General features: G+C 37.0%; 21 protein-coding genes and 2 riboswitches. Of the genes, 16 read left to right on the forward strand and 5 right to left on the reverse strand.

Annotation, left to right across the window (positions count from 1 at the left end; genetic code table 11):
* Window positions 1–65: 65 nt before the first annotated feature.
* The gene (locus LC457_RS19725) at window positions 66–2,444 is read right to left on the reverse strand and encodes a heavy metal translocating P-type ATPase metal-binding domain-containing protein (protein ID WP_223601378.1); all 2,379 of its coding nucleotides are present in this window, start codon (window positions 2,442–2,444) and stop codon (window positions 66–68) included.
* Between the two features lie 88 nt (window positions 2,445–2,532).
* On the opposite strand from LC457_RS19725, the gene LC457_RS19730 reads away from it, so the two are divergent.
* The 13 genes from LC457_RS19730 (at window position 2,533) to LC457_RS19790 (ending at window position 12,938) form a co-directional block, all read left to right on the forward strand.
* Window positions 2,533–3,246, forward strand: a complete 714-nt coding sequence (locus LC457_RS19730; protein ID WP_034692595.1) for a Crp/Fnr family transcriptional regulator — start codon at window positions 2,533–2,535, stop codon at window positions 3,244–3,246.
* A 61-nt stretch (window positions 3,247–3,307) separates the two neighbouring features.
* The gene (gene panB, locus LC457_RS19735; protein WP_047381678.1) at window positions 3,308–4,123 is read left to right on the forward strand and encodes a 3-methyl-2-oxobutanoate hydroxymethyltransferase; all 816 of its coding nucleotides are present in this window, start codon (window positions 3,308–3,310) and stop codon (window positions 4,121–4,123) included.
* 3 nt (window positions 4,124–4,126) lie between these two features.
* Window positions 4,127–4,441, forward strand: coding sequence for a hypothetical protein (locus LC457_RS19740; RefSeq protein WP_223601379.1), 315 nt, complete (start codon window positions 4,127–4,129; stop codon window positions 4,439–4,441).
* Between the two features lie 11 nt (window positions 4,442–4,452).
* Entirely contained in the window at window positions 4,453–5,130 is a 678-nt protein-coding gene (locus LC457_RS19745; RefSeq protein WP_223601380.1) for an RluA family pseudouridine synthase, read from the forward strand.
* 20 nt (window positions 5,131–5,150) lie between these two features.
* The gene (locus LC457_RS19750) at window positions 5,151–5,993 is read left to right on the forward strand and encodes a hypothetical protein (protein ID WP_223601381.1); all 843 of its coding nucleotides are present in this window, start codon (window positions 5,151–5,153) and stop codon (window positions 5,991–5,993) included.
* A gap of 106 nt (window positions 5,994–6,099) precedes the next feature.
* Window positions 6,100–6,196, forward strand: a riboswitch (TPP riboswitch).
* 57 nt (window positions 6,197–6,253) lie between these two features.
* On the forward strand, window positions 6,254–6,460 hold the full coding sequence (gene thiS / locus LC457_RS19755; RefSeq protein ID WP_223601382.1) for a sulfur carrier protein ThiS: 207 nt from the start codon (window positions 6,254–6,256) through the stop codon (window positions 6,458–6,460).
* A 24-nt stretch (window positions 6,461–6,484) separates the two neighbouring features.
* On the forward strand, window positions 6,485–8,296 hold the full coding sequence (thiC, locus tag LC457_RS19760) for a phosphomethylpyrimidine synthase ThiC (protein WP_223601383.1): 1,812 nt from the start codon (window positions 6,485–6,487) through the stop codon (window positions 8,294–8,296).
* On the forward strand, window positions 8,293–8,880 hold the full coding sequence (locus LC457_RS19765; protein WP_223601384.1) for a thiamine phosphate synthase: 588 nt from the start codon (window positions 8,293–8,295) through the stop codon (window positions 8,878–8,880). The genes thiC and LC457_RS19765 overlap by 4 nt, the downstream gene beginning before the upstream one ends.
* Window positions 8,856–9,593 carry a hydroxymethylpyrimidine/phosphomethylpyrimidine kinase gene (locus tag LC457_RS19770; RefSeq protein ID WP_223601385.1) on the forward strand — a complete coding sequence of 246 codons (738 nt, stop codon included), beginning with the start codon at window positions 8,856–8,858 and terminating at the stop codon, window positions 9,591–9,593. Before LC457_RS19765 ends, LC457_RS19770 begins: the two co-directional genes overlap by 25 nt.
* A gap of 4 nt (window positions 9,594–9,597) precedes the next feature.
* Window positions 9,598–10,212, forward strand: coding sequence for a thiamine phosphate synthase (locus tag LC457_RS19775; RefSeq protein WP_223601386.1), 615 nt, complete (start codon window positions 9,598–9,600; stop codon window positions 10,210–10,212).
* The gene (locus LC457_RS19780; RefSeq protein WP_223601387.1) at window positions 10,209–10,985 is read left to right on the forward strand and encodes a thiazole synthase; all 777 of its coding nucleotides are present in this window, start codon (window positions 10,209–10,211) and stop codon (window positions 10,983–10,985) included. Before LC457_RS19775 ends, LC457_RS19780 begins: the two co-directional genes overlap by 4 nt.
* Window positions 10,986–10,994: 9 nt before the next feature.
* Window positions 10,995–12,113: a 2-iminoacetate synthase ThiH gene (gene thiH, locus LC457_RS19785; RefSeq protein ID WP_223601388.1), complete on the forward strand. Its 1,119-nt coding sequence runs from the start codon at window positions 10,995–10,997 to the stop codon at window positions 12,111–12,113.
* 114 nt (window positions 12,114–12,227) lie between these two features.
* Window positions 12,228–12,938 carry a HesA/MoeB/ThiF family protein gene (locus tag LC457_RS19790; RefSeq protein ID WP_223601389.1) on the forward strand — a complete coding sequence of 237 codons (711 nt, stop codon included), beginning with the start codon at window positions 12,228–12,230 and terminating at the stop codon, window positions 12,936–12,938.
* Between the two features lie 189 nt (window positions 12,939–13,127).
* On the opposite strand, the gene LC457_RS19795 is transcribed toward LC457_RS19790, so the two are convergent.
* A complete protein-coding gene (locus LC457_RS19795; RefSeq protein WP_223601390.1) occupies window positions 13,128–15,353 on the reverse strand; it encodes an outer membrane beta-barrel protein in 2,226 nt (741 codons plus the stop codon).
* A gap of 118 nt (window positions 15,354–15,471) precedes the next feature.
* Window positions 15,472–15,569, forward strand: a riboswitch (SAM-I-IV-variant riboswitch).
* Window positions 15,570–15,869: 300 nt separating this feature from the next.
* Between LC457_RS19795 and LC457_RS19800 the strand changes: the two genes are divergently transcribed.
* A complete protein-coding gene (locus LC457_RS19800; RefSeq protein WP_223601391.1) occupies window positions 15,870–18,614 on the forward strand; it encodes a TonB-dependent siderophore receptor in 2,745 nt (914 codons plus the stop codon).
* A gap of 111 nt (window positions 18,615–18,725) precedes the next feature.
* On the opposite strand, the gene LC457_RS19805 is transcribed toward LC457_RS19800, so the two are convergent.
* Together LC457_RS19805 and LC457_RS19810 are read right to left on the reverse strand one after the other, a co-directional pair.
* Window positions 18,726–19,565, reverse strand: a complete 840-nt coding sequence (locus LC457_RS19805; protein WP_223601392.1) for a DUF5694 domain-containing protein — start codon at window positions 19,563–19,565, stop codon at window positions 18,726–18,728.
* Window positions 19,566–19,593: 28 nt separating this feature from the next.
* Window positions 19,594–21,717 (reverse strand): outer membrane beta-barrel family protein, encoded by a 2,124-nt coding sequence (locus LC457_RS19810; RefSeq protein WP_223601393.1) that lies wholly within the window; start codon window positions 21,715–21,717, stop codon window positions 19,594–19,596.
* 191 nt (window positions 21,718–21,908) lie between these two features.
* Between LC457_RS19810 and LC457_RS19815 the strand changes: the two genes are divergently transcribed.
* Together LC457_RS19815 and LC457_RS19820 are read left to right on the forward strand one after the other, a co-directional pair.
* A complete protein-coding gene (locus tag LC457_RS19815) occupies window positions 21,909–22,928 on the forward strand; it encodes a sensor histidine kinase (protein ID WP_223601394.1) in 1,020 nt (339 codons plus the stop codon).
* Window positions 22,921–23,598 (forward strand): LytTR family DNA-binding domain-containing protein, encoded by a 678-nt coding sequence (locus LC457_RS19820; RefSeq protein WP_223601395.1) that lies wholly within the window; start codon window positions 22,921–22,923, stop codon window positions 23,596–23,598. Before LC457_RS19815 ends, LC457_RS19820 begins: the two co-directional genes overlap by 8 nt.
* A gap of 167 nt (window positions 23,599–23,765) precedes the next feature.
* On the opposite strand, the gene LC457_RS19825 is transcribed toward LC457_RS19820, so the two are convergent.
* Complete coding sequence (locus LC457_RS19825; protein ID WP_223601396.1) at window positions 23,766–26,033, reverse strand: aconitate hydratase; 2,268 nt, start codon at window positions 26,031–26,033, stop codon at window positions 23,766–23,768.
* Between the last annotated feature and the right edge of the window lie 197 nt (window positions 26,034–26,230).

Genomic DNA, 26,230 nt, shown 5'->3' on the forward strand with positions numbered 1-26,230 from the left:
AAATAATGACTTTCATCACGAAAAGACGATTTCAGCTAATTTAAAATCAGTCTAAATAAGGGCTTTTAAGCCTGTTTTTTGAAATACTTCCGACCTAAAATCCAGGTTGAAAGTGTAGTAAAGGTAACCACGGTGATCGAACTGATTGGCATGATGATTGCAGCGAAGAGCGGATGCATATGCCCTGTGACAGCGTAACTTAAACCAACAATATTGTATAGAAAACTGATTATAAATGTCATTTTCACAATGGTGATAGAGCCCTTACAAACGTTCAGGTAATTGTCCAAGGTGACCACTTTATCACCGTTCATAATCACATCAGAGGATGGTGTAAAACTATTTGTATCGTCAGCAATTGCAATCCCTACATTACTTTGTTTTAAAGCTCCGGCATCATTAAGACCATCTCCTAGCATTGCAACTTTCATGTGTTGATCCTGAAGGTTTTTAATGTAATTCAGCTTGTCTTCCGGGTTTTGGTTAAAGGCCATTCCTTTGTAATTTGGAATAAGCTCTTTAAGCTGGTTTTCTTCTGAGGAATTATCTCCACTCAGGATAAATATTTTGTAGCTGGTTAATTTTGTGAAAAGCTCTTTCAGTTTCGGACGGTATTCATTCTTAAAGATGAATTTACCCAAATACACTCCGTTTTTGCTGATATAAACCGCTGTTTCCAGATTTTTAGGTTCCTGATCATTATAACGGGCAGACCCGATTTTATAAAGGTTTCCTCTTACATTGGCTTCATATCCTTTTCCTGAAATTTCAACAAAATTTTCTACTGGGAAGTAATCATCATTCACTTCGATGAATTCATACAATGATTTTGAAAGCGGGTGGTTGGAGTTCTTTAATAATGTTTTAATATTCAGTAAATCAAATTCGTTGATTTCTGGTCCTTCGTATTTTATATTTGATTTTTTTCTGTGGGTAATCGTTCCGGTTTTGTCAAAAACAATCGTGTCAAGCTTCGCAATCTTTTCAATCGTTAAAGTGTCTTTTACATAAAACTTATTTCGGCCTAAGATTCTCATAATGTGACCGAAAGTGAACGGTGCAGACAGTGCAAGAGCGCAAGGACACGCAATGATCAGAATAGCTGAAATCACCTGGAACATTTTCTCCAGATCAATAAATGCCCAGTAGGTTCCTGCAACAAGAGCAATGCCTAATATAATGAATGTGAAATATTTACTGATATTGTTTGTCAGTGTGTCAAGCCCTGTTTCGTGTTTCTTAAAGGCTTCTTTGTTCCATAGCTGGGTAAGGTAACTTTGGTCAACATCCTTAATCACTTCCAGTTCCAGAGAAGATCCTATCTGCTTACCTCCGGCAAAAATCTTATCACCAGGTTGCTTACTGATACTTTCACTTTCTCCAGTGATGAAGCTGTTATCGATATTTCCTTCTCCGTTGATCAGAATAGCATCTACCGGAATGATTTCCTGGTTTCTAACGAGAATTCTGTCACCCACTTTTATTTCGGACAGTAAAATATTATCCTGTTTTCCTTCAAAATCAACTTTTGTTACGGCAATCGGGTAGAAGGATTTGTAATCTCTGTCATAGGAAAGTGCATTGTATGTTCTTTTTTGGAAAATTTTTCCGAGAAGCATGAAGAATAAAAGTCCACAAAGAGTATCGAAATATCCTGGGCCATAATCTGTCACGACTTCATAAATACTTCTCCCGTATAGAACGAAAATTCCTAAGACAATCGGAACATCAATGTTGACGATTTTATTTTTTAAACCATACCATGCGGATTTATAATAATCTGAAGCTGAGTAAAATACAACAGGCGTTGCCAGAAGGAATATCAGGGTTCTGAATAAGCCTTTATAATGGTCCATCCAATAATCTTCACCTCCGATATATTCAGGAAAGGCAAGGAACATTCCGTTACCGAAAGCAAAAGCAGCAATGGCAAATTTTACTAATAAAGATTTGTCAAGATGATCTTCATTTTTGTCAGCGGTTTCAAGGCTGATAACCGGTTTGTATCCTAGGTTAGTTAAAAATTTAGCGAGTTCGCTTAATTTCAGATCGTTATGATTGAATGAAATCTGTAAGGTCTTTCTTGTGAAATTAACCTGCGAATATTTAATATGCTTATTTAATGTATGAAGGCTTTCTAATAGCCAGATACATGAAGAACAATGGATTACAGGGATTTTGAATGTAACGAGACTGGTATTTCCTTCAGAAAAATCAGTCACTTTTTCAAAAATTTCCGGTGTATCTAAGTAGTCAAATTGAGTAGAATTTTCATCATTCGGACGAATTCCCGCTCCTTTATTAAGCTCATAGAAATTGCTTAAATTATTTAAATTTAGAATTTCGTAAACAGACTTACATCCATTACAACAGAAAGTCTTTTCATCAAATAAAATTCTCTCTTTTTCTATCCCTTGACCACAATGAAAACAGTTCTCGCTCACCCCATAAAATATTGAACTACAAAATTATAACAAATTTTTTTGTTTATCGCGTTAAAAAGTTCTATTTTTGTGATAAATATCATATAAAATGCCGCAGGAACAACAGATAGCAATTGAAGAGAGGTTCGCCAGAGTTTTTAATGATAAATCATTTAAAGAAAGACTTTCTAGCGCAGATTTTGAAAAATACATTAATGGCAAAAAGAAACTGAGTTTTCAGAAACATGATACCATTTTCGAGGATGGTGAAACTCCAAAAGGAGTTTTTGTTCTGGAAAAGGGGGCTGCCAAACTTTCGAAATCAGGTGCGTTCGGAAAAGATCAAATTTTAAGATTTATCAAAGAAGGGGATATCATCGGCTATCGTTCTTTGCTTTGCGGGGAAAATTTCCAGGCCAAAGCAGAAGCTATGACAGATATTGAATGTGTTTTCTTACCCGCAGATATTTTCATGTATCTTCTGGAAGTAGATCCGCAACTGTCTTTCGTAATGCTTCAGAAAATCTCATACGAATTAGGAGAATCTTCAAATACCATTACTTTCCTTGCCCAGAAAACGGTAAGAGAAAGACTGGCTGAAATACTGCTGCTTTTGGAACAGAAGCTGGGAGTAGATCCTGAAGGCTTCATCAAGATCTCATTAACGAGAGAAGAAATTGCCAATATCATCGGTACCGCTACAGAAAGTGCCATCCGTCTGATCTCAGAATTCAAACAGGATAGTCTCATTGAAGTAGACGGAAGAAATATCAAGATCTTAAATCACGACAAACTCATGAAACTCGGTCACGTAGTTTTATAAATCATACAAAAACTTAAGTCGGCTGAAGGCCGACTTTTTAACTTTTAAAAATAGATAAATTATGTCTGTTCACTCTGAAATTAAAAAAGTTACGACTGAAACCTTGCGTAAAATGAAATTCGACAAGGAAAAAATAACAATGCTTACAGCTTATGATTTTACCACAGCAAAGATGGTAGATGCAGGTGGAGTAGATGCTATTTTGATTGGAGACTCTGCAGCAAATGTAATGGCCGGTTTTGAAACCACATTGCCTATTACGCTGGATCAAATGATCTATCATGCTCAAAGTGTGGTAAGAGGAACCGACAGGGCTTTGGTTGTAGCAGATTTACCTTTCGGAACTTATCAGAGTAATCCTGAAAAAGCTTTGGAGTCTGCGGTAAGAATGATGAAGGAAGGTGGAGCACATGCTGTGAAAATTGAAGGCGGAAAGGAAATTTCCAAATCAATTAAAAAAATTATCAATGCAGGAATTCCGGTAATGGGACACCTGGGATTAACACCACAGTCTATTTATAAATTCGGTACATACAAAGTAAGAGCTAAAGAAGAGGCAGAAGCTGAAAAACTGATTGCTGATGCACAGCTTTTGGAAGAATTAGGCTGTTTTTCTGTTGTATTGGAGAAAATACCTGCAGAATTGGCGAAAAAAGTGACTGAAAGCATTTCCATTCCTACTATCGGAATCGGTGCCGGAGCAGATTGTGACGGACAGGTTTTAGTATATCATGATATGGTAGGGATGAACAAAGGTTTCAGTCCGAAATTCTTAAGAAGATATCTTGACCTTTACACAGAAATTACAGGAGCCGTTTCTCAATATGTAAAAGATGTGAAGAATGTAGAGTTTCCAAACGAAAACGAAAGCTATTAATCTATGCAGAATCAACAATCTATCCAGGGAATATTATCTATTGCAGCACTGATTTGTCTTGCTGTAGGATGGTTTAATTTATTTTCCCCGGAAATCAATCATTTACTTTCAAGAAAAGTTTTTTATGTTCTGATAGGTGCGAGCTTCTTTATTCAGGCTCCACTGCTTACCAATAAGAATTTTGTCTATGCTATGTATGCTGCCGCTGTCATTTGTGTATTGGGAGCATTCATTCCGGAAGGTTCAAAACTTTCTGCAGTAAAAACAGTAGGGCTTCTGGCGGGAATCATCCTTTCATTATCCAATAGAAGAAGATAGACGGAAGAAGTATGAAGGAGCAGATTATATATGAAGACAACCATCTTCTGGTGATTAATAAAAAGGTTGGCCAGCTCGTTCAGGGTGATAAAACCGGTGATGAATCACTATTAGAATCCATCAAGAATTTTATAAAAATAAGAGATGCTAAGCCGGGAAATGTTTTTCTCGGCTTGGTTCATCGTATAGACCGTCCAACTTCCGGGCTGGTGATCTATGCCAAGACTTCCAAAGCACTTTCCCGTCTTACGCAGATGGTAAAAAACCGGGAGGTAAAAAAAACATATTGGGCGGTTGTGGGTAAAGAAATGATTCCCCAAAGTCAGCGGCTGGTACATTATTTAAAGAAAAACGAAAAGAATAATAAAACTATTGTTTTTCCTAAAGCTACCGAAGGCGCAAAAGAAGCAATTCTTACCTATAATGTTATCAAGACATTAGACAATTATTTGTTGCTGGAAATTGACCTTGAAACGGGAAGACATCACCAGATCAGAGCACAATTATCCAAAACAGGAATTCCGATTAAGGGTGATCTGAAATATGGAGCACCACGTTCCAATCCGGATGGAGGAATCAATCTTCATGCAAGGAAACTTGAGTTTATTCATCCCGTAACCAAAGAAAATATTGAAATCATAGCTCCTGTTCCGCAGAATGATGCGATCTGGAGAGCTTGTGAAGAATAAGCATATTATAAAACTATACCATGAAATTCAAATCACTTTTATTAGCCACATTGCTGGTTATGGCATCTTGTTCAGACAATGATGAATTGCCGGTTGATAATTCACAACAGGCGATTACTGAAAATACTAGTAAAATATCGTGGAATTATCCTGTTTTGTCACCTGTCTTTAATGGATGGGAACAAAATTATATATTCGAATATGATGCTCAGGGAAGAATTAGTAAAAAAGTAGGAGGAAAGTTGGAACTTTCTAGTAGTACAGGGTTTCCTTATGCTTATTCAAAATCTGTTTATACAGCGGTAACCTATACAGGAAATACAGCAATTATGAAAGATTACAGCTCTGACCCTGGTTTCAATGTTCAGTTGAAGGAAAGAAGATTTGAATTTGATAACCAAGGTAGAGTTAGTAAAGTAGTTATTCCACAGGTTAATAATTCATATATGGATAAGTATTTGTCCTATACTTATGACGCTTCAGGAAAGTTAACTGAGATTTTAACTCAATATCCTAATGTTCCATACGATCCAACTGATCCACAAGATTATATTTTGACCTACGTAGAAAAGTTTATTTATAACACCTCAGGAAATTTAGAAAAGGCAATTAAAACTGAAAAGCATAATAATATTGATGCTTATGTTACGAATGAAATTACATTTGATAACTTTGATTCTGCACAAAATCCATTTAAGAATTTGGGTATTTTTGAAGATTATTTTTACTTTTCATTATCAAAAAATAATCCTCAAAGAAGATTTTCAAAAGAGTTTAAACCTTATAGCTCCGAATTTTTTCTGAGCCAATCAAACTGGACTAATCAATATAATTCTGATGGAAGCTTGAAGCTTTTTTACTAAAAGAACTATTTAAAATAAAAGTGAAGACTGTCTCAAAATTGAGATGGTCTTTTTTCTTTAAAATCATTTCAGATTTTGCCCATTCTAAAAAAATGTCTAACTTCGTCTCAAACTTTAGGGGTGTCTGTTACCAACAGACTGAGACTTTACCCTTTGAACCTGATCTGGATCATACCAGCGTAGGGAAAAGTAGATGACTTTTGCTGTACATTCTATTGTACAATAATAGCCATTCCTAAAGTATATTTAAAATATTAGGAATGGAACTTATAATCAACCACACCCGAAAAACATTTGATGTACTTCCTGAAAATCTGGAAGCATTACTGGCTATTGAGCTGCCTGGAAAAAAGAAAGGTATTGCTGTAGCCCTCAACAATCGCATTATTCCCCTGACATTCTGGGCGGAAACCATCCTTAACAACAACGATTCAGTTTTAATCATCACTGCCACTCAGGGCGGTTAATTCTCATATTTAATACCAATACTTATGGCTCACTCCATTACATGTTCGCCATTTCCGAACTCAAAGAAAATCTATGTTGAAGGTACATTACACCCTATCAATGTAGCAATGCGTGAAATACAGCTTAGCCCCACCAAACTTAGCAATGGCGGCTTTGAACATAATGCTCCGGTTACTATTTACGACACTTCAGGTCCTTATACCGATGAAAATGCAGTTATTGATATTCAGAAAGGACTTCCAAGAATCAGGGAACAATGGATTCTGGACAGAAATGATGTGAATATCCTGAACGGAATTACTTCTGAATACGGAAAAGCCCGTTTAGCAGATCCACGTCTTGATGAATTAAGATTTTCCTATGATCATAAGCCCAAAGTAGCACAGGAAGGAAAAGAACTGACCCAGCTTTACTATGCAAAACAGGGAATCATTACTCCGGAAATGGAATATGTGGCAATCAGGGAAAATCAAAGAATAGAACAGCTTGATTCTGTGTCTAAAGAAATGGCTTTTCAGCATCCGGGACACAGCTTTGGAGCGAATACTCCGAAAAGTAAGATTACTCCGGAATTTGTAAGAGACGAAATTGCTGCCGGAAGAGCTATTATTCCCAATAATATCAACCATCCGGAAAGTGAACCGATGATCATTGGAAGAAATTTCCTTGTGAAAATCAATGCCAATATCGGGAATAGCGCTGTTTCATCCAGTATTGAAGAGGAAGTGGAAAAAGCAGTATGGGCCTGCAGATGGGGAGCTGATACCATTATGGACCTTTCAACCGGAAAAAATATCCATGAAACAAGAGAATGGATCATCAGAAACAGTCCGGTTCCTATTGGTACAGTTCCAATCTATCAGGCATTGGAAAAAGTAAAAGGAGTTCCGGAAGATCTGACATGGGAAATTTTCAGAGATACCCTTATTGAACAGGCAGAACAGGGAGTTTCCTACTTCACCATCCATGCGGGAGTTTTGTTGAGATACATTCATTTGACAGCGAAAAGAGTCACCGGAATTGTTTCCAGAGGTGGATCTATTATGGCAAAATGGTGTTTGTTCCATCATAAAGAAAGTTTCCTGTATACTCATTTTGAAGAAATCTGCGAGATTATGAAGAAATACGACGTTGCTTTCTCTTTGGGAGACGGTCTTCGTCCGGGATCTATTGCAGACGCCAATGATGCCGCTCAGTTTGCCGAACTGGAAACTTTAGGTGAACTGACAAAGATAGCATGGAAACATAATGTACAGGTAATGATTGAAGGCCCGGGACACGTTCCGATGCACATGATTAAAGAAAATATGGAAAAGCAACTGGAAGAATGCCATGAAGCTCCGTTTTATACCTTAGGACCATTAACAACAGACATCGCACCTGGTTATGATCACATCACTTCCGGAATCGGGGCAGCAATGATCGGATGGTTCGGGTGTGCAATGCTTTGTTATGTAACACCAAAGGAACATTTAGGACTTCCGAATAAAGATGATGTAAAAGTTGGAGTAATTACTTATAAATTGGCAGCCCACGCGGCAGATTTGGCAAAAGGTCATCCGGGAGCACAATACAGAGACAATGCATTAAGTAAAGCAAGATTTGAATTCAGATGGGAAGATCAGTTCAATCTTTCATTAGATCCTGAAACTGCAAGAGCTTACCATGATGAAACCTTACCGGCAGAAGGAGCAAAAATTGCGCATTTCTGTTCTATGTGCGGACCAAAATTCTGTTCTATGAAAATTACCCAGGAAATTCGTGAATCCGCAGAACAGGGAATGCTGGATAAATCACAGGAGTTCATTGAGAAAGGTAAAGAAATTTATATATGATCTTTGTTATCACTCCTGATCTGATGGTTCCAAAGGAAACAGATAGTATCAATCAGATGTTTCAGGAAGGTCTTGATCTGCTTCATATCCGAAAACCATGGATCAGCAGAAATGAAATGACTGAATTTATTACTCAGATTGATGAAGCTTTCTATCCACAACTGGTACTGCATACGCATTACGATCTTGGAAAGGAATTTACTATTTCAAGGTTTCATTTCAGAGAGATTGATAGAAAGGAAGATATATACAAGCCTTTTGTGAAAGAGGAGACCATTTCAACATCGGTACACGATATTAAAACATACAATACTTTGGATAAAGAATGGGAATATGCTTTTATAAGCCCATTCTTTCCAAGTATATCCAAAAAAGGATATGGATTGAATTCAACCATTCAGGAAGAAATACAACATCGGAATAATCCGGACGTGAAATTGATTGCCCTTGGAGGAATTAATCAGGATAATATTCATCAAGTTTTCGAGGCAGATGCCAATGGAGCAGCTTTATTAGGCGCTATCTGGGAAAGTGAAGAACCTTTAAAAGTATTCAAAAAATGCAGGAACGCCCTTATGTCATAAGTATAGCAGGCTTTGATCCCAGTGGTGGAGCAGGCTTATTATCAGATTGTAAAACCTTTGAACAGTCGAAAGTGATTGGGCTGGGAGTATGTACAGCATTGACATTGCAAACAGCTTCCCAATGTCTTAGTCTTGAATGGCGGCTATTGGAGGAAGTGACAAAAGCAATTCAGGTATTGTTGGAAAGCTATCCCGTTTCAGCAGTGAAAATCGGAATTGTGAAAGATGCAGAATTTCTGGATGAAATTATAAAAAAGGTAAAGAGCAACGATCCCGAAGTAAAAATAGTTTGGGACCCTGTTCTTAAAAGCACTTCCGAATTCAATTTTTTTGATCTTGAAACACTTCCTCAATTAAAAAATACAGTTAATAAACTCAGTTTAATAACTCCCAATTATAATGAATACAAAATTTTAAAGGAAAATAATCTTTTACCGGATTCCAATAAATGCTCATTGCTGATCAAAGGAGGACATAGAGATGATCATTTAGGAACGGATATTTTAGTTGAAAACGAAAAAGAAATTGTTTTAACTCCAACTGAAAGTAGTGCAGCCTATTTTCCTAAACATGGCTCCGGCTGTGTTTTATCATCAGCCATTACAGCAGAACTTGCGAAAGGTGAAAACATCGAAACTGCCTGTATAAATGGGAAATTATACATCGAAAAATTTTTAAAAAGCAATCCCTCTTTACTGGGAACGCATTCATAGAAAAATGGAAAAATTACAATACATATCACAGGGAAATACCCTTCAGGAACAGGAACTTTGTATCCGAAAAGCCCTTGACAACGGTGTCAAATGGGTACAGGTTCGATGGAAAATTGCTCCTGAAAATGAATTGATTCATCTTTGTGAAATATCAAAACAACTTTGTTCAGAATATCAATCGGTTTGTATCATCAATGATCATATACAAATAGCGAAAGAAATTGATGCGGATGGTGTGCATTTAGGATTAAATGACAGCGCTGTAGAAGAAGCCAGACAGATTCTGGGAGAAAATAAAATTATTGGTGGAACAGCAAATACTCTTTCAGATGTCATACAGAGAATCAATGAATCTTGTGATTATATCGGTTTGGGGCCATTGAGATTTACCACAACCAAAGAAAAATTAAGCCCTGTTCTTGGGTTTGAAGGATATCAGAAAATCATAGATGGTTTAAGAGAGCAATCAATTGACATTCCTAAAATATTTGCAATCGGAAGTGTTGGCCTTGAAGATATTTTGCCGTTACAGGAGATCGGAATTTATGGTGTTGCCGTATCCGGAATAATTACAAAGCAGCCGACCATTATTAATGAATTAAAAAAAGTAATGATATGAACCATCAGAAATTAGAAATAGCAGGAAGAACTTTTGAATCAAGACTGTTTTTAGGAACAGGAAAATTCGGAAGTCTGAGAGATATGGTACAGTCTGTCATCGCATCAGAAACCGATATGGTGACTATGGCATTAAAAAGAATTGATGCCCAATCCAATGAAGAAAATCTGCTTGATTCTTTAAGAGAAACCAATGTTCATCTTCTCCCTAACACTTCCGGAGCCAGAACCGCAAAAGAAGCTGTATTAGCGGCACAATTAGCCAGAGAAGCACTGGAAACAAACTGGGTAAAACTGGAAATTCATCCCGATCCGAAATATTTGTTACCAGACCCTATTGAAACTTTATATGCAACCGAAGAACTTGCCAAACTGGGATTTGTGGTGATGCCCTACATTCATGCCGATCCTGTTTTATGCAAACGTCTTGAAGATGCAGGAACAGCTGTAGTAATGCCTTTGGGAGCACCTATCGGAACCAATAAAGGATTAAGAACACAGGATTTTCTGGAAATAATCATCAGCCAGAGTAATGTTCCTGTAGTAGTAGATGCAGGAATTGGTGCACCGTCAGATGCGGCAAAAGCCATGGAAATGGGAGCAGATGCTGTTTTGGTGAATACTGCCATTGCTGTTGCAAGAAATCCATTGAATATGGCTGTGGCTTTTAAAGAAGGAGTTATTGCCGGAAGAAGAGCTTTTGAATCAGGATTGGGGGCAATTGCTAGCCATGCCGAAGCTTCAAGTCCGCTTACTTCATTTTTGTTTGAATAAATCAAAATTATGAAAACCTTTAAAGACGTTTTTGAACGCTACCAATGGGAGGAGGTAAAGAATAAGCTTGAAAAAGTAACTCTGTTTGATGTAAGATCCAGTCTTCAGAAAAAGAATAAAACCCTTGATGATTTCCTGAATCTTCTGTCACCAGCAGCTTCCCGGGAATTGGAACTGATGGCAGGAATGACACAGACACTTACCCAAAAACGATTTGGAAAAACCATTCAGCTCTATGCTCCGCTGTATCTCAGTAATGAGTGTCAGAATATCTGTACCTATTGCGGATTCAGTCTTGATAATCAACTGAAAAGGAAGACACTTTCCGATATGGAACTGATGATTGAAGCATCAGTATTGAAATCTATGGGAGTGAATCATGTACTGCTGGTAAGTGGCGAAGCTAATAAAATAGTTGGAGTTCCTTACTTTCAGAATGCTGTCCGTAAGTTAAAACCTCATTTTTCCAATATATCCATTGAAGTTCAGCCATTAATGGAAGAAGAATACAAGCTACTTCATGAAGAAGGAGTGCATTCCGTTTTGGTCTATCAGGAAACCTATCATCAGGATGTTTACAGAGAATATCATCCGAAAGGTAAAAAATCAAACTTTCATTTTCGCCTGGAAACTCCGGACAGGATAGGAAGAGCAGGAATTCATAAAATCGGGCTTGGAGTTCTCCTTGGACTTGAAGATTGGAGAGTAGACAGTTTTTTCAACGCATTACACATTGATTATCTTCAGAAACACTACTGGAAAAGTAAGTTTTCTGTTTCCTTTCCAAGGCTCAGGCCAGCAGAAGGAATCATTGAACCTAATTTTATTATGGAAGATAAAGACCTTCTTCAACTCATTTGTGCTTATAGGATCTGGAATGAAGACCTTGAAATTTCCATTTCTACCAGAGAAAATGAAGTATTCAGAAATAATATAGTATCTCTGGGAGCTACAGCGATGAGTGCTGGCTCAAAAACCAATCCTGGCGGCTATGCCGTAGATAAAGAATCTTTGGAACAGTTTGAAACCAGTGACGAACGAAGCATGGATGACATCAGACTCATGATCAAAAAAGCAGGCTACGATCCTGTCATGAAAGACTGGGATTCTGTGTATAGCGGATTTTAAAATTTTTAAACCATTAAGAAATTTGAAGAGATGAAGCTTAATTAAGATAAGCGAAGCTCGACTTAACTTTTCTTATCAACTTAAAGAATCTTAATGGTTCAATTATCATAAAGTATGAAAAAAGGAGATCAATTTTCACGGTACAGCCGGCAGATATTTATTGAAGAAATAGGATTGGAAGGACAAAAGAAAATATTAGCCTCAAAAGTCCTTGTCATTGGTGCAGGAGGCTTGGGGAGTCCTGTAATTCAATATCTGGCCGCTGCCGGAGTAGGAACTCTGGGAATTGCAGACTTTGATGAGGTAGAACTTCACAATCTGAATCGGCAGATCATTCATACTGAAGAAAAGGTAGGACTCTCAAAAGTAAAGAGTGCTAAGATATTTGTGGAGAACCTTAATCATCAGGTTACATTGAATGGGATTGAGGAAAAACTCAATGAAAGAAACGCTGAAGAAATTCTTTCTCAGTACGATGTTATCGTTGACGGATCAGATAACTTTTCCACAAGATATCTGGTGAATGATACCTGCGTAAAATTAAAAAAGACTCTGATTTACGGAAGCATCTTGGGATTTTCAGGACAAGCTGCGGTGTTTAATCATAACGGAAGTAAAAATTTGAGGGATATTTTTCCTGAACCGCATTTCGATGAAGATGTGCCGGATTGTGACAGCCTTGGTGTATTGGGAGCCCTTCCCGGAATCATAGGCAGTATGATGGCTCTTCAGACGTTAAAAATTATAACAGATATTCCGGTGAGCGTTAATCAGCTGACACTGGTGGATACGCTGGACTGGAGATTTCAGACGATAGATTTTTGATGTAAATGTAAACACCAATGTCACTAATATTTTCACGAATAACACCATTTTACTATCAATAGGAACGGGCTTTAGCCCGTTTTACTTTTATAAAACCATCCTTCGGCTTTAGCCAAAACTTGCCCAACAAATAAAAAATAGGCGCAAATCATTTTACGCCTATTTTTATTCTATTACACAAAAAAAGAATTATTGTGCCTGCTGCATTACGCCTCCATTATCCTCTTTTTTAGTCTGGTTCAGGATATTTGGATCCTCTTTCGCCAGTTTATTTCTTGTCGGAATTTTATAGTTGATAGAAAATCCGAAATTTCTTGTGTCATACTTGCTGCTGATCATTACCGGAGTTCCCGATGGCGGATTAGAACGTACCTGCATCATCTGTCCGTTGAAAATATCATTCGCGAAAACAGATAGTGTCAGACGGTTATTCATAAACTTCTTCGTCAATGTGATATCAAGAGAGTTGTTGAATGGTTTCTCTGCCGTGAAGTAGAAATATCCTGCTTTTGGTGTCAGATAGCTGTAATTGGCTGTCATTTTGATATCCTTAGGCAAAAGAATCTGCGTCATGATATTGAAAATCCAGAACCCTTTATTATTCAGATTGTCGATTTCATGTTTCTGATAACCAGCGTATAAGTACATGAAGTTGATTTTGTCAGGATTGAAATCAAATTTCATAATCTCACTCAAAGGCTTGCTGAAAATCATAAAAGGGACAGGTAGCCCAACATTGAAATTGTGAATTTTCATATTTGAAATATTCACCTGCTCATTAAAGAGTTTTCGTCCGTCTTTTCTGATGATCTGTGCCACCTGATTACTTGCCGAGCTTACGCTATATCCAATAAATGCATAATCAAAAGCTGATACTTTTATTTCATAATTATCAAAAATAGTGGGCTGTAGATTCGGGTTACCGTTTACCTCCGTACTTGGCCCGGAGAATGTTACGTTATTCGGGTTCAGGGCAGAAATACTTGGTAAACTGATTTTTCTGTTGTAGTTCGCAGCAATATAAACCTGATTCATCATGTTATACTGCACACTTGCGTTCGGGAAAAATTTAAACTTATTGAAAGGAATCAAATTAGCCTCTACCAATTTTGCATCCTTATCAAAATATCTTGTTACTCCGGAAATATCATAGTTTTCAGCACGGGAACCCAATGTGAAATCAAATTTTTTCAATTTAGCCTGGAATTCTAAATAAGTTGAAGCAGTCTGTCTCTGATATTCAAGATTGGTTAAGCCAAAACTTTCTGTATCGTAATCCTGTTTTTCATACAATCCTCCAAAGCTTACCTTTCCTCCATCAAGGAGTTTGATCGGTTGGGCATAATCTACTTTAAAGTTGGCAATATTCATCACAGATTCATTGTTCAGAATATCCTTTAAACCACTCATTGCACTATTGATAGGAGTGTTTGCAGGTATTACAAATGTACCGTTCTGGAAATAATTGTCCTGAGCAAACTTACTGTTAGATCTTGTATAACCAAATTGGAAATCCAGCTTTTGAGATTTGTCAGCAAAGCGTTTCTGATACGTTACCACAGCTTCCTGTCTCAAACTATTGGTATGGGCAACATCCGAAGAAGTATAAAAAGCCTCTCTTAAATCCTTTGGATTATTTTCAAAAGGTAAATCTCCATGGCCGTTACTTAAAGTGTAGTTGTCATTATTGTTGTGATAAATGTCGTAATTTAATAACAATCTGTCCTGCCCTAAATCAAAAGTCAGTCCGGATTTTGCAAAATACCCACGTCCGTATCTGTCTGTATGACTCGTTAAAAGCTCATCCTGCTGACCATTCAGCATACTTTCACGATAGTTTTGTCCTACATTCAGCTGCCATCCGAAATATTTATTTCTGGCATTTAAATTAACGGAGTTGGTCGTTCTGCTTCTATACTTGTCGTAATTTGTAAAAGAATAATTCCCTGAATAAGTAGCAGTTAAATATTTATTGGCATTTTTGTTCGTGATGATATTCATGATCGCACCTCCGGAAGTGGCTGGAAATTCAGCGCCGGGCTGAGTGATCACTTCAATTCTTTCCACAGAATTAGCAGGCATTCCTTCCAGAAAGGAGTTCAATTCATTGGAAGTGATATTCAGTGGTCTTCCGTTAAGATACACTTCAAGCATTTTTCCCTGATACATCATTCCTGCGATGTCGGTAGATACAAGTCCAGGAAGTTTTTTTATTCCTTCCAGAACGTTTCCGTTATTGAGCTGAGGTTGCTCAGAAAAGTCAAAAATAGTACGGTCTGCCTTTTGTTCAACTGCTTTTTTAGTTTTGGTGATAACTACACCTTCAATTTGCTTTTCCTGAGGTTTATTATTTTTTTCCTGTGAAAAAACAAAAACAGAGCTTAATAAGGATAAAGCGAAAATCGTTTTTTTCATAATGTTTTACTGATATCCGGTTAGACGCTGAAAAATATAATTTGTTACGCTAAAATGTTGAAAATCGAAAATTTAGGCTAAATATTTTTTTATTTCCGAAATAATTATATCTTTGCCAGGTAATTATCAAGAATCTCTAGATGGGATAGCAACCTGCAAAAACAAGCAAGGTGCTGCAATCGATAAGCCGGATCTTCCGGAAAAAATGTTTATCATTCTATCACACTCCCATCTTGAATTTTTGTTTTAAAGTTAAAACCAAATGTTTAAAGACAAGGGAAATCACATTCCATCAGTAATTTTTTATTCTTCGGATCATGAAGTGAACCTTCATTATTCCAATATGTTTTCATGCCATTTCTACATGCGCATGTGTTGTTGCTTCTAGCTATTTCTATTTCTATTTTTAAAAAATAATATAAACATTTCGAAAATCGATGGTAACCTTAAAATTAAGGCTACAGGATTTGTATTGCTCAAAAACAATTTTTAACAACAAAAGAACACAACAATACTATGCACAATTTCAAAAAAAGAATCTTTATTCCTTCTATCGCGCTTATTTCTACATTTTATTACGCACAGACGGACACTTTACAATCCAAGAAAATAGAAGATGTAGTCATCCTTGGATCAAGAGGCTCCGGAAGATCATTGACAGATACACCGATTCCGGTGGACATCATCAATATATCAAAAATTTTAAAACAGAGCCCGACTAATAATATCAGCCAGGCTTTAAATTATATCGTACCCTCGTTTTCATCCACCTCGCACACCGTTAATGACGGTACTGATTTTGTGGATCCAGCTCTTTTAAGAGGGTTAGGTCCAGATCAGGTTTTAGTTTTGTTAAACGGGAAAAGAAGATACCAGTCTTCATTGATTAATGTTACCCTTACGCCGGGAAGAGGTTCTGTGGGAACTGATCTTAATGCCATTCCAGCTTTTGCTTTAGAAAAGATCGAAGTTTTAAGAGATGGAGCTTCTGCCCAATATGGTTCCGATGCTATTGCCGGAGTCGTTAACCTGGGATTGAAAAAAAGACTGGGCCTTTCCGGACAGGTATTTTTGGGTGGATATGCTTCACCTGTTGCCAATAATTTCTCCGGAGGAGTGGATGGACAAACCATTTCTGTGGATCTTAATTATGGAGCTAAAATAGGAAAGTCCGGATTTTTTAACGTTACCGGTTCTGCCCAATATCGTGATCCATATTCCAGAGCAGGAGTGAGGGAAGGAGATATCTTTAATGCTTATAATGCAATTAATTACAGAGCATTACAGGATGGAGTGAATATTGACGGTTTGTATAAAAATATTACCAATACTCCCAATACTCAGCAGATTATCAACACGATTAAACAGTATGCAGCCCAAGTAAATTATTTTGGGAATGATTTTCAGTCTCAGATCTCAGGGGCAAACAGTATTTCTGAACTTCAAAAAATATTGGGTAGAGATTTTACCTCCCAGGAGCTTAATTACAGAGGGTTGGAGAGAAAAGATTTCAGTTTGAGAGCCGGACAGTCTAAACTACAGTCAGGGCAGCTCTTTTTCAACTCTGAAATTCCTGTTAATGATGAATGGAAGATTTATTCATTTGGAGGCTACAGCTACCGTCTTGGAAATGCAGGAGGATTTTACCGACTTCCGAATAATGAAAGGAACATCAATGCCGTTACTCCCAATGGATATCTTCCTCAGATTGAAGCAGCGGTAAATGATTATTCTCTTGCTGCCGGAATTAAAGGAAAATGGAAGGGCTGGAATGTAGATTTCAGTAATACGTTCGGGAAAAATGTTTTTGGTTTTGGCGTTGTCAATACTTTTAATGCTTCGCTTACAGACGGTTCACCAAGAACATTTGATGCCGGAGGATCTGAATTTTCACAAAATACCGTCAATCTGGATTTCTCCAAAAAATATGATGTGCTGAAAGGTTTGAATATAGCATTCGGAGGAGAATACCGACACGAGAATTATAAAGTAAATGCAGGAAAAGAAAATTCTTATGCTTCTTACGACATTTATGGACGTGTGGTAACCGCTAACACTCCTGAAAATGAAAAAGTAACTGATTTCTTTGAAAAAGTAAGACCAGCTGGGGCTCAGGTTTTTCCAGGCTTCAGTCCGGAAAATGCCGTTTCAGGAAACAGAAACAGTGTTGCTGCTTATGCTGATGCAGAGTTGGAGGTTACTGACGGATGGCTGTTGGAAGGAGCCTTACGATATGAGAACTATTCAGACTTCGGGTCTACATTTAATTATAAGGTGGCAACAAATGTAAAACTGGCTCCCAATCTGAACTGGAGAGGAGCCGTTTCTACAGGATTCAGAGCGCCTTCATTGGCTCAGATCTATTACAGTTCCACTTCTACGTTGATTCAGCAGGGGAAAACAACACAGGTAGGTACTTTCAGAAATAATTCTGAGGCTGCACAGGCATTGGGGATTCCAAAATTAAAACAGGAGACTTCACAATCTTACAGCACAGGAATTACCTGGAAGATTCCGGCATTAAGCCTTACTTTCACAGCAGATGCTTATTTAATAAAGATTAAAGATAGAGTAGTGCTTACAGATCTTTTCTACCGTCCTGATGGTAGTTTTACTCCAGGTTCTGATCAGGCTGTTCTGCAGAGTGCTTTTGATTTGGCGAGAGCAAGTGCTGCTAACTTTTTTGCCAATGCTGTAGATTCTCAGACGAAAGGGTTGGATATTACCATTTCTCAGAACTCAAAAATCTCATCGGCAGTTTCTTTGGAGAATAATTTAGGAGTCAATTTTAATCAAACTAAAAGAATCGGGGATATCCATGCATCTCCTAAATTGGTAAGCCAGATCGATAATTATTTCTCAGAGCCCAACAGAGTGTATTTTGAAGAAGCTGTTCCACGTGTAAAAGCTACCTTGTCCAATACTTTAAGATTTTCCGCCTTTACTTTTGTACTCCGTAACTCTTTCTTTGGTAAAGTGACAGATGCGGATGTTGTGGATGCTAATTTTGATGGGGTAACAGGAAGCACAGAGCATTTCATTCTGAACAGTCGTCTGGTGACAGATTTATCTGTAGGATATGATTTTAATAAAAATATTTCTGCAACCATCGGAAGTAATAATATCTTAAATATACTGCCTTCCAAAAGCCCAAATATAAGCTCTTTAACAGCTGACAATCAGTTTGTCTATTCCAGACAGGTTTCCCAATATGGTATAGGAGGAAGGTTCTTATTTGCAAGAGTTGAATTCAGATTCTAATCAATAAAGCTTAGAAATTTAATAAAAAAACAGAGATTTATTCTCTGTTTTTTTATATCCTGTTACTCAATAAAAAATGAATTTTTTGTTATCGTCATTGTCGTAATTTATTTATTTTAATGAAGAAAATTCGATAAATTCATATTCTGCTGAAGATGTGAAAAGCTGTCTTAATACTGCCGCATGGCCATTTCCTGCAATCACAAGAATTCTGTCTTCACTGTTGTGTGGTATGTTTTGAATATTGCGGAACATTCTCAGATTTCTGCTGTACCAGTAAAGGGCAAGCATATCGGCACCATCATGTTCTCTTAGTTTAAAATCTCCGCTTAAATAAGCACCATATCCGTATTGATGACTTTCTTTTGAATTCATATAAATAAAAGTGTCTAAGAGCGATTTGAAATTCTTAGGTTCAGAACTCTTGAAGAAACGGTTAAACTGTTGGGAAACCGCATCATCACTACTGAAATCATAATCTTTGCTGAGGTTGTTAAAAAATGTAGAATCAGTTTTTCCAAAATGCTTCTGAAGATCATCCCAAACAGATTCTGCATCAATGCTGAAAAGTTCATTGATTTTAAGTTCATTGGCGATTCTCATAGCAAGCTGATACCGTTCGTCTCTTTTGTCCCGGTGCTTGCCCTCACTGTATTCTTTAAGCTTTTGATTGGCATTCCAGTTTGGCCAGGCTTCAATGGCAATTTTTGTAGGCTTAAATTTTTTGATATAATCCACCAGCTCCGTGACTTCTTTTGAAGTTTTAGGATCCAGTACATCCACCTGGTCTTCTTTATTGGTTTTATTGGCATCCAGATTAGGGTAATCAAAATGAAATGATCCAACAACCAAGACTTTAGTCTTTGGATTTTTAAAATAATCTGAAGGCTTTGTTTGGGCAAAAACAGATGTAGACAGGCATAATAGGAAAATATAAATAATGGTTTTCATAGTATTATTATTTTTTGTTTGTTTTAAATTATTGAGCACGGTTTTTCTCTTCAAAATTTACCGTTCTGTTGTTTGATTTTACTTTCTGATTTCCAAAATTGTATGTGATGCTGAGTGTCATTCTTCTGGCATCCCAATAGTTGTTGAATGACTGTGTATTATCAGTAAAATACATATCAGCCTTAAATCCGGACTGCTTGAAAATATCACTCACCGAAAGGTTGACCTGAAGCGCTTTTTCCGCAAAGCTCATCTTCACCCCGGCATCCAGACTAGCTCTGTTCTTCACAGAAAGATATCCGTCACGGGAAGGCAGATTATTCCAGTAGTTGACAAATAGCATGAATGTTTTAGCCTTATTCAGCTGGAATGTATTGTTGAAAGAATAATAAAATGACTGCCCGTTTTTAGGAACCAGATTAAACCTTGTAATCTGAGTCTGATTATAGCTGAACGAAGTTGAAATATTACTTTCCCAGATTTTGAAGAATGTATCTGTATAATTCAAATTGATTCCGTAAATATCCTGATTGTAATAGTTTTCAAAAGTGCTGGTAAGATCAATTCCGTTCAGGAAGGAGATCTGATCAAAATTATTCGTTGTTCTCTGGCAATAAAGATTGGCAGAAAATTTATTTTTAAAAATATAATTGAATTCAATATTGTGATTGAAAGAGGGCTGCAGGCTTGGATTTCCTGAATAGTAGGTATTCGGATTAGAATACCATCGGAACGGATCTAATGCCCGGAAATAAGGACGGTTGATTCTTCGGGAATAATTAATGCTGAACTGATTATCCTGATTGGCTTTATAAGACACATAAGCTGTCGGGAAAAATTTTCCGTAATTATTCTCAGATTTTATCTGTGTAGTGGGAGAGAAACCGCTAGTTTGTGAATATTCATAACGGAGACCTGCCTTCACAGACCATTTTTCGTTCAAATCTTTACTGGCGCTGATATACGCAGCATAGTTCTTTTCATTATAATCAAAAAGATTGCTTTTTGCAGGATCAATGATATGATTCCCATTGATAACATTAAAGTATCCAATCTCTGAATTATTAGAAAACTGGCTGAATTTCGCACCTGTTTCTAACTGAATTTTTTTGAAGTTTAAAGTTAAATCTGCCTGTCCGGAATAGATTTTATAATCTACAGACGAAAGATTTTTGACAACCTGTGTTGAATTGCTGGCAATGTTTTTTGTGGTAAAGTTAACTTCAGTATCGGGAAGATTTCCATAGTAATTGGTTCCCAAACTTAGTTTATGTTCCCCGAATTTCTGATCAAAATATAAATTCAGCATTTGTGAAGTAAAAGAAGAACGATGTTTTGAATCCGTATTTGTCTGCAATGTGGGATTGCTTCCGGTGAGGTAATTCTGTTTTGAATTGATGTCCATATTGGAATGCCCCTTCGAAATATCATATATCAATCCGATATTGGAATTTTTCGTGAGAGAATAATCAAAATTGGCATTCAGACCTAATCCATCATTCATATCTCTTCTTTCATCTCTGCTTATAGAGGAGTTTTCACCTATTATCTTATAGTTTTCTACCGATCTTTTGTCTCCATCGTATCCCTGAATTTTTACCGAAGCTTTCATCTTTTCATTCTGGTAGTTTACTCCTGCTGCAGTGCTGAATGCAGCGTATGTTTTTTGAGTATAATTCTTAGTCAGATAACCGTTCCACCCGAGATTCTGATTTTTTTTAAGAACAATATTAATAATCCCGCTGTTTCCCTGAGCTTCATATTTGGCAGGCGGTGTGGTGATCACTTCAATTTTAAGGATGTTTTCAGAACGAAGGTTTCTCAGATAATTGATCAGTTCAGATCCGGAAAGATTAAGCATCCGATCATTCACCATCACAGAAACTCCATTTTTTCCTGCAATGGAAAGAAGACCTTTGTTCTCATCTACCTGTAATAAAGGAGTTCCTGCCAAAACCTCAGTTCCTGAGCTTCCCTGCGAAAGCATAGAATTCTGAACATTATAAACAAGACGATCTACTTTTCGCTCTACCAGAACTTTTTTACCGTTCACCGTTACTGCCTCAATTTTGTTAACGTTTGCAGTATCTTTAGTTTGTGCGGTTACCAAAGAACAAACAAGTGTAGTTATAAATAAAAACTGTTTTTTCATAAGATGTAAATAACAGATTAAATGCTGTTTAGTTTAAATTTCTGTGACAAAAGTATAAGAAGGTCATTTGAAAAGAAATAGTATTTAGATGAAGGCGATGATTTTGGATGTCAAAATAGTTTCGTCGGAAAAAAATAGGTTTTTGTCGAAAAGGGTTGATGAATTGTCCCTGCAGAGATTTATATTTGATTATGAATAAAAAGCAAATTATCTGGCTTCAAATTATTTACTGGGGATTCAATTTTTTTGGAACCGTCATTACGCCTAATTTTTTTGTTCCGGAGACCAATCGTCCTGAATTACATATTCTGAGAATTACCTATTTTATTGTAAAAATTACCACATTCTATATTTCCTATCTGTTTATATTTCCAAAGGTTTTTAAGCTTGAGAAACTGTATTCAGCGGTTTTCGTTTTTATCCTGACATTGTTATGTTTTGCCAGCATGAGATATGCTTTGGAAGAAATGATTCTGCCCTCTACTCTGGGTTTCCGGAATTATGATGAAAAAACAGGCCTTCTTTACTATTTTTTTGATAATATTTATAACAGTTCCCTGACTACTTTTATAGCGGGTATTCTTTGGATACTGGAAAAGTATGGAGTTGCGGAAAATGATAAAAAACAACTTCTGATCGAAAAAAAACAGGCGGAACTGCAGGCACTGAAGACTCAGATCAATCCTCATTTTATTTTTAATTCATTAAATAATATTTATTCCCTGGTCTATCAGAAATCAGATAAAGCACTTCCTGCCATTGAAGAACTTGGGCAATTGCTGAGGTACAGCACAAAAGACCTTGAAAAAGACTCTATTCCTCTGGATAAGGAAGTTGGATATATTGACAGTCTTATTGCTTTGGAGAAACTTAGAATCAGGAATCCAGAGTTATTGATTATAGAAAAAAATATTCAACATCCTCATCTGAAGATTTCACCGATGTTGTTGGTCCCATTTGTTGAGAATGCTTTTAAACATGGTGATTTCCGGAATAAAGGGTTTGAGATGAAAATTTCAGATCATGACAAGGTGCTGCATTTTTATCTTTTAAACTTTAAGACACAGAAAATGAAAGATACTGTTTCTGGAATAGGAATTCAGAATGTGAAAAAAAGATTGGAAATTTTGTATCCTAAACACCAGCTGGAAATCAAAGATTCAGAAACGGAATTTATTGTAGATTTAAAAATTGATTTGAAGGATGAATAAGATAAAATGCATTATTGTTGATGACGAACCATTGGCAATCTCTCTTCTGGAGCATTATGTGGAGAAAACTCCTTTTCTTGAACTGGTTTTCTCTACAGAAAATCCGATTCTGGCTTTAGAATATCTGCAGAAAAATGATTCAGACCTCATCTTTCTGGATATTCAGATGCCGGAACTTACGGGAATCAATTTTATGAAGATTGTGGGAGCCAATCAAAAATATATTTTAACAACCGCTTATTCGGAATATGCATTGGAAGGCTATGAACATAATGTGGTAGATTATCTTCTAAAACCTATTTCTTTTGAAAGGTTTCAAAAGAGCGTATTAAAAGCTCAGGAACGTTTTTCTTTTCCACAGGAAGAAAATACCCATTTCTTTGTGAAATCTTCGGGGCAAAGGCATCGGATCGGTTTTCAAGAAATTCTTTACGTTGAAAGCATCAAAGACTATGTCAATATCCGAACAGAAAGTAATGAATATATTGTTTTGGATACTCTTAAATCTATGGAAAATCAGCTTTCTGAAAAATTTGTAAGAATTCACAAATCTTTCATTGTCAATTTGGATAAAATCAAAAGTATCGGGGCAAAAAAAGTTATTCTTTTTGAATATGAAATTCCGATTGGTGAAAGCTATAGAGCGGGGCTTTTGGATAGGTTAAAATAAGTATATTGTAAGTTTTGGCTAAAGCCAATTAGAATGGATGCCTAAAAATCTGGTGAACTAAAGTCCACCTCTATTGAATTTCCATAACATCGATATTTCTATGTGGTAAAACAAAAAGACGACTTCAATTGAAGCCGCCTTTATATTAATTAATCTAACAATTAATCTTATTTTTCCTGTTGTTTGATCAGGTTCAGAGCAGAACCAGCCTTAAACCAATCAATCTGCTGATCGTTGTAAGTGTGGTTAGCCATGATGATATTTTTAGTTCCGTCAGCGTGAACGAATTCCAAAGTCAGTTGTTTTCCTGGTGCAAACTGATCAAGATCTAAGAAGTTAACCGTATCATCTTCCTGGATTTTGTCATAATCAGCCTCATTGGCGAAAGTGATTCCAAGCATTCCTTGTTTCTTAAGGTTGGTTTCATGGATTCTCGCGAATGATTTTACCAATACAGCTTTCACCCCAAGGTGTCTTGGCTCCATAGCAGCGTGCTCTCTTGAAGAACCTTCACCGTAGTTCTGGTCTCCTACAACAATTGTTGGAACGCCTGCAGCTTTATAAGCTCTTTGTACAGCCGGAACTTCACCGTATTCACCGGTTAATTCGTTTTTAACTTTATTGGTTTCCATGTTGTAAGCATTTACAGCTCCAATCAACATGTTGTTTGAAATATTATCTAAATGACCTCTGTATTTCAACCATGGTCCAGCCATAGAAATGTGGTCAGTAGTACATTTTCCGAAAGCTTTGATCAATACTTTAGCTCCTTCAATGTTTTTACCATCCCAAGCCGGGAATTCTTCCAGTAACTGAAGCCTGTCCGAAGTAGGGCTTACATTCACAACAACGCTTGAACCGTCTTCTGATGGAGCCTGATATCCGTTATCATCTACAGCAAAACCTTTTTCAGGAAGTTCAAAACCTTTAGGCTCATCAAGTTTTACCTGCTCACCTGATTCGTTAGTTAATGTATCTGTAATTGGGTTAAAGTCTAATCTACCTGAGATTGCAACAGCTGCTACCATTTCAGGAGAAGCTACAAATGCATGGGTATTTGGGTTACCATCCGCTCTTTTTGCAAAGTTTCTGTTGAAAGAGTGAATAATTGAGTTTTTCTCTCCTTTTTCAGCACCTTCTCTGTCCCATTGTCCGATACATGGTCCACAAGCGTTGGTAAAGATTCTTGCGTTTTCAAATTTTCTGAAAGAATCTAAGAATCCGTCTCTTTCTGCTGTGAATTTCACCTGCTCAGAACCTGGATTGATCCCCAGGATAGCTTTAGGTTTTACTCCTTTTGAAACAGCATCCTCTACAATAGAAGCAGCTCTTGATAAATCTTCATAAGAAGAGTTGGTACAAGATCCGATAAGTGCCCATTCTACTTCTAGAGGCCATCCGTTAGCTTCTGCTTTAGCTCTGAATTCAGAAACAGGAGTCGCCAAATCCGGAGTGAAAGGTCCGTTTAAGTGTGGAGCCAGTTCAGAAAGGTTGATTTCAATTAATTGGTCGAAATATTGTTCCGGGTTTGCATATACTTCTGCATCACCTGTTAAATGCTCAGCAATTTTATCGGCAGCATCTACCACATCCTGTCTTCCGGTAGCAGCAAGATATCTTCTCATAGAATCGTCATATCCGAAAGTAGAAGTTGTTGCTCCGATTTCTGCACCCATGTTACAGATAGTTCCTTTACCTGTAGCTGAAAGAGATTCTGCTCCTTCACCGAAATATTCTACGATGCATCCTGTTCCTCCTTTTACGGTAAGGATTCCGGCTACTTTTAAGATAACGTCTTTTGCAGAAGTCCATCCGCTCATTTTACCGGTTAATTTTACCCCGATAAGTTTTGGCATTTTAAGCTCCCAGGCCATTCCTGCCATTACATCTACCGCATCAGCACCACCTACACCTATGGCTACCATTCCTAGTCCGCCTGCATTTACGGTGTGTGAATCTGTACCAATCATCATTCCTCCAGGGAAAGCATAATTTTCCAGTACAACCTGGTGAATGATACCAGCTCCCGGCTTCCAGAATCCGATTCCGTATTTATCACATACAGAACTCAGAAAGTTGAATACCTCGGAGTTTTTGTTGATACCTTCCTGTAAATCTTTATCAGCACCTACTTTTGCCTGGATCAGGTGATCTGCGTGAGCAGTGGAAGGAACAGCAACTTTAGTTTTTCCTGCCTGCATGAACTGTAAAAGTGCCATCTGTGCAGTGGCATCCTGCATTGCTACTCTGTCTGGTGCGAAGTCTACATAAGAGTTTCCTCTTTCATAAGCCTGTGTAGCATTTCCTTCCCAAAGGTGGGTGTAAAGGATTTTTTCTGAAAGGGTAAGAGGTTTTCCCACGATTTGTCTTGCCGCAGCAATTCTTTCAGGGTAACGCTCGTACACTTTTTTGATCATATCAATATCAAAAGTCATATCGTATTTTAATTTTGTTCTTTTTCCGTTTAATGCTTCTTTCTCTTATGTTTGAAAAAGAAAAATCAATTCTTTATACATCAAAAAACGTTCCTATAATCCACTAACAGGATGATTTTGACGATATATTCAAGAGATTTTATAACTTTCAATTTAAGAAAAAATAGATTCTATTTTCGAGATTTTATCAGAAAAAA

This window comes from Chryseobacterium sp. GVT01B (assembly GCF_019970045.1).
Classification (GTDB): Bacteria; Bacteroidota; Bacteroidia; order Flavobacteriales; family Weeksellaceae; genus Chryseobacterium.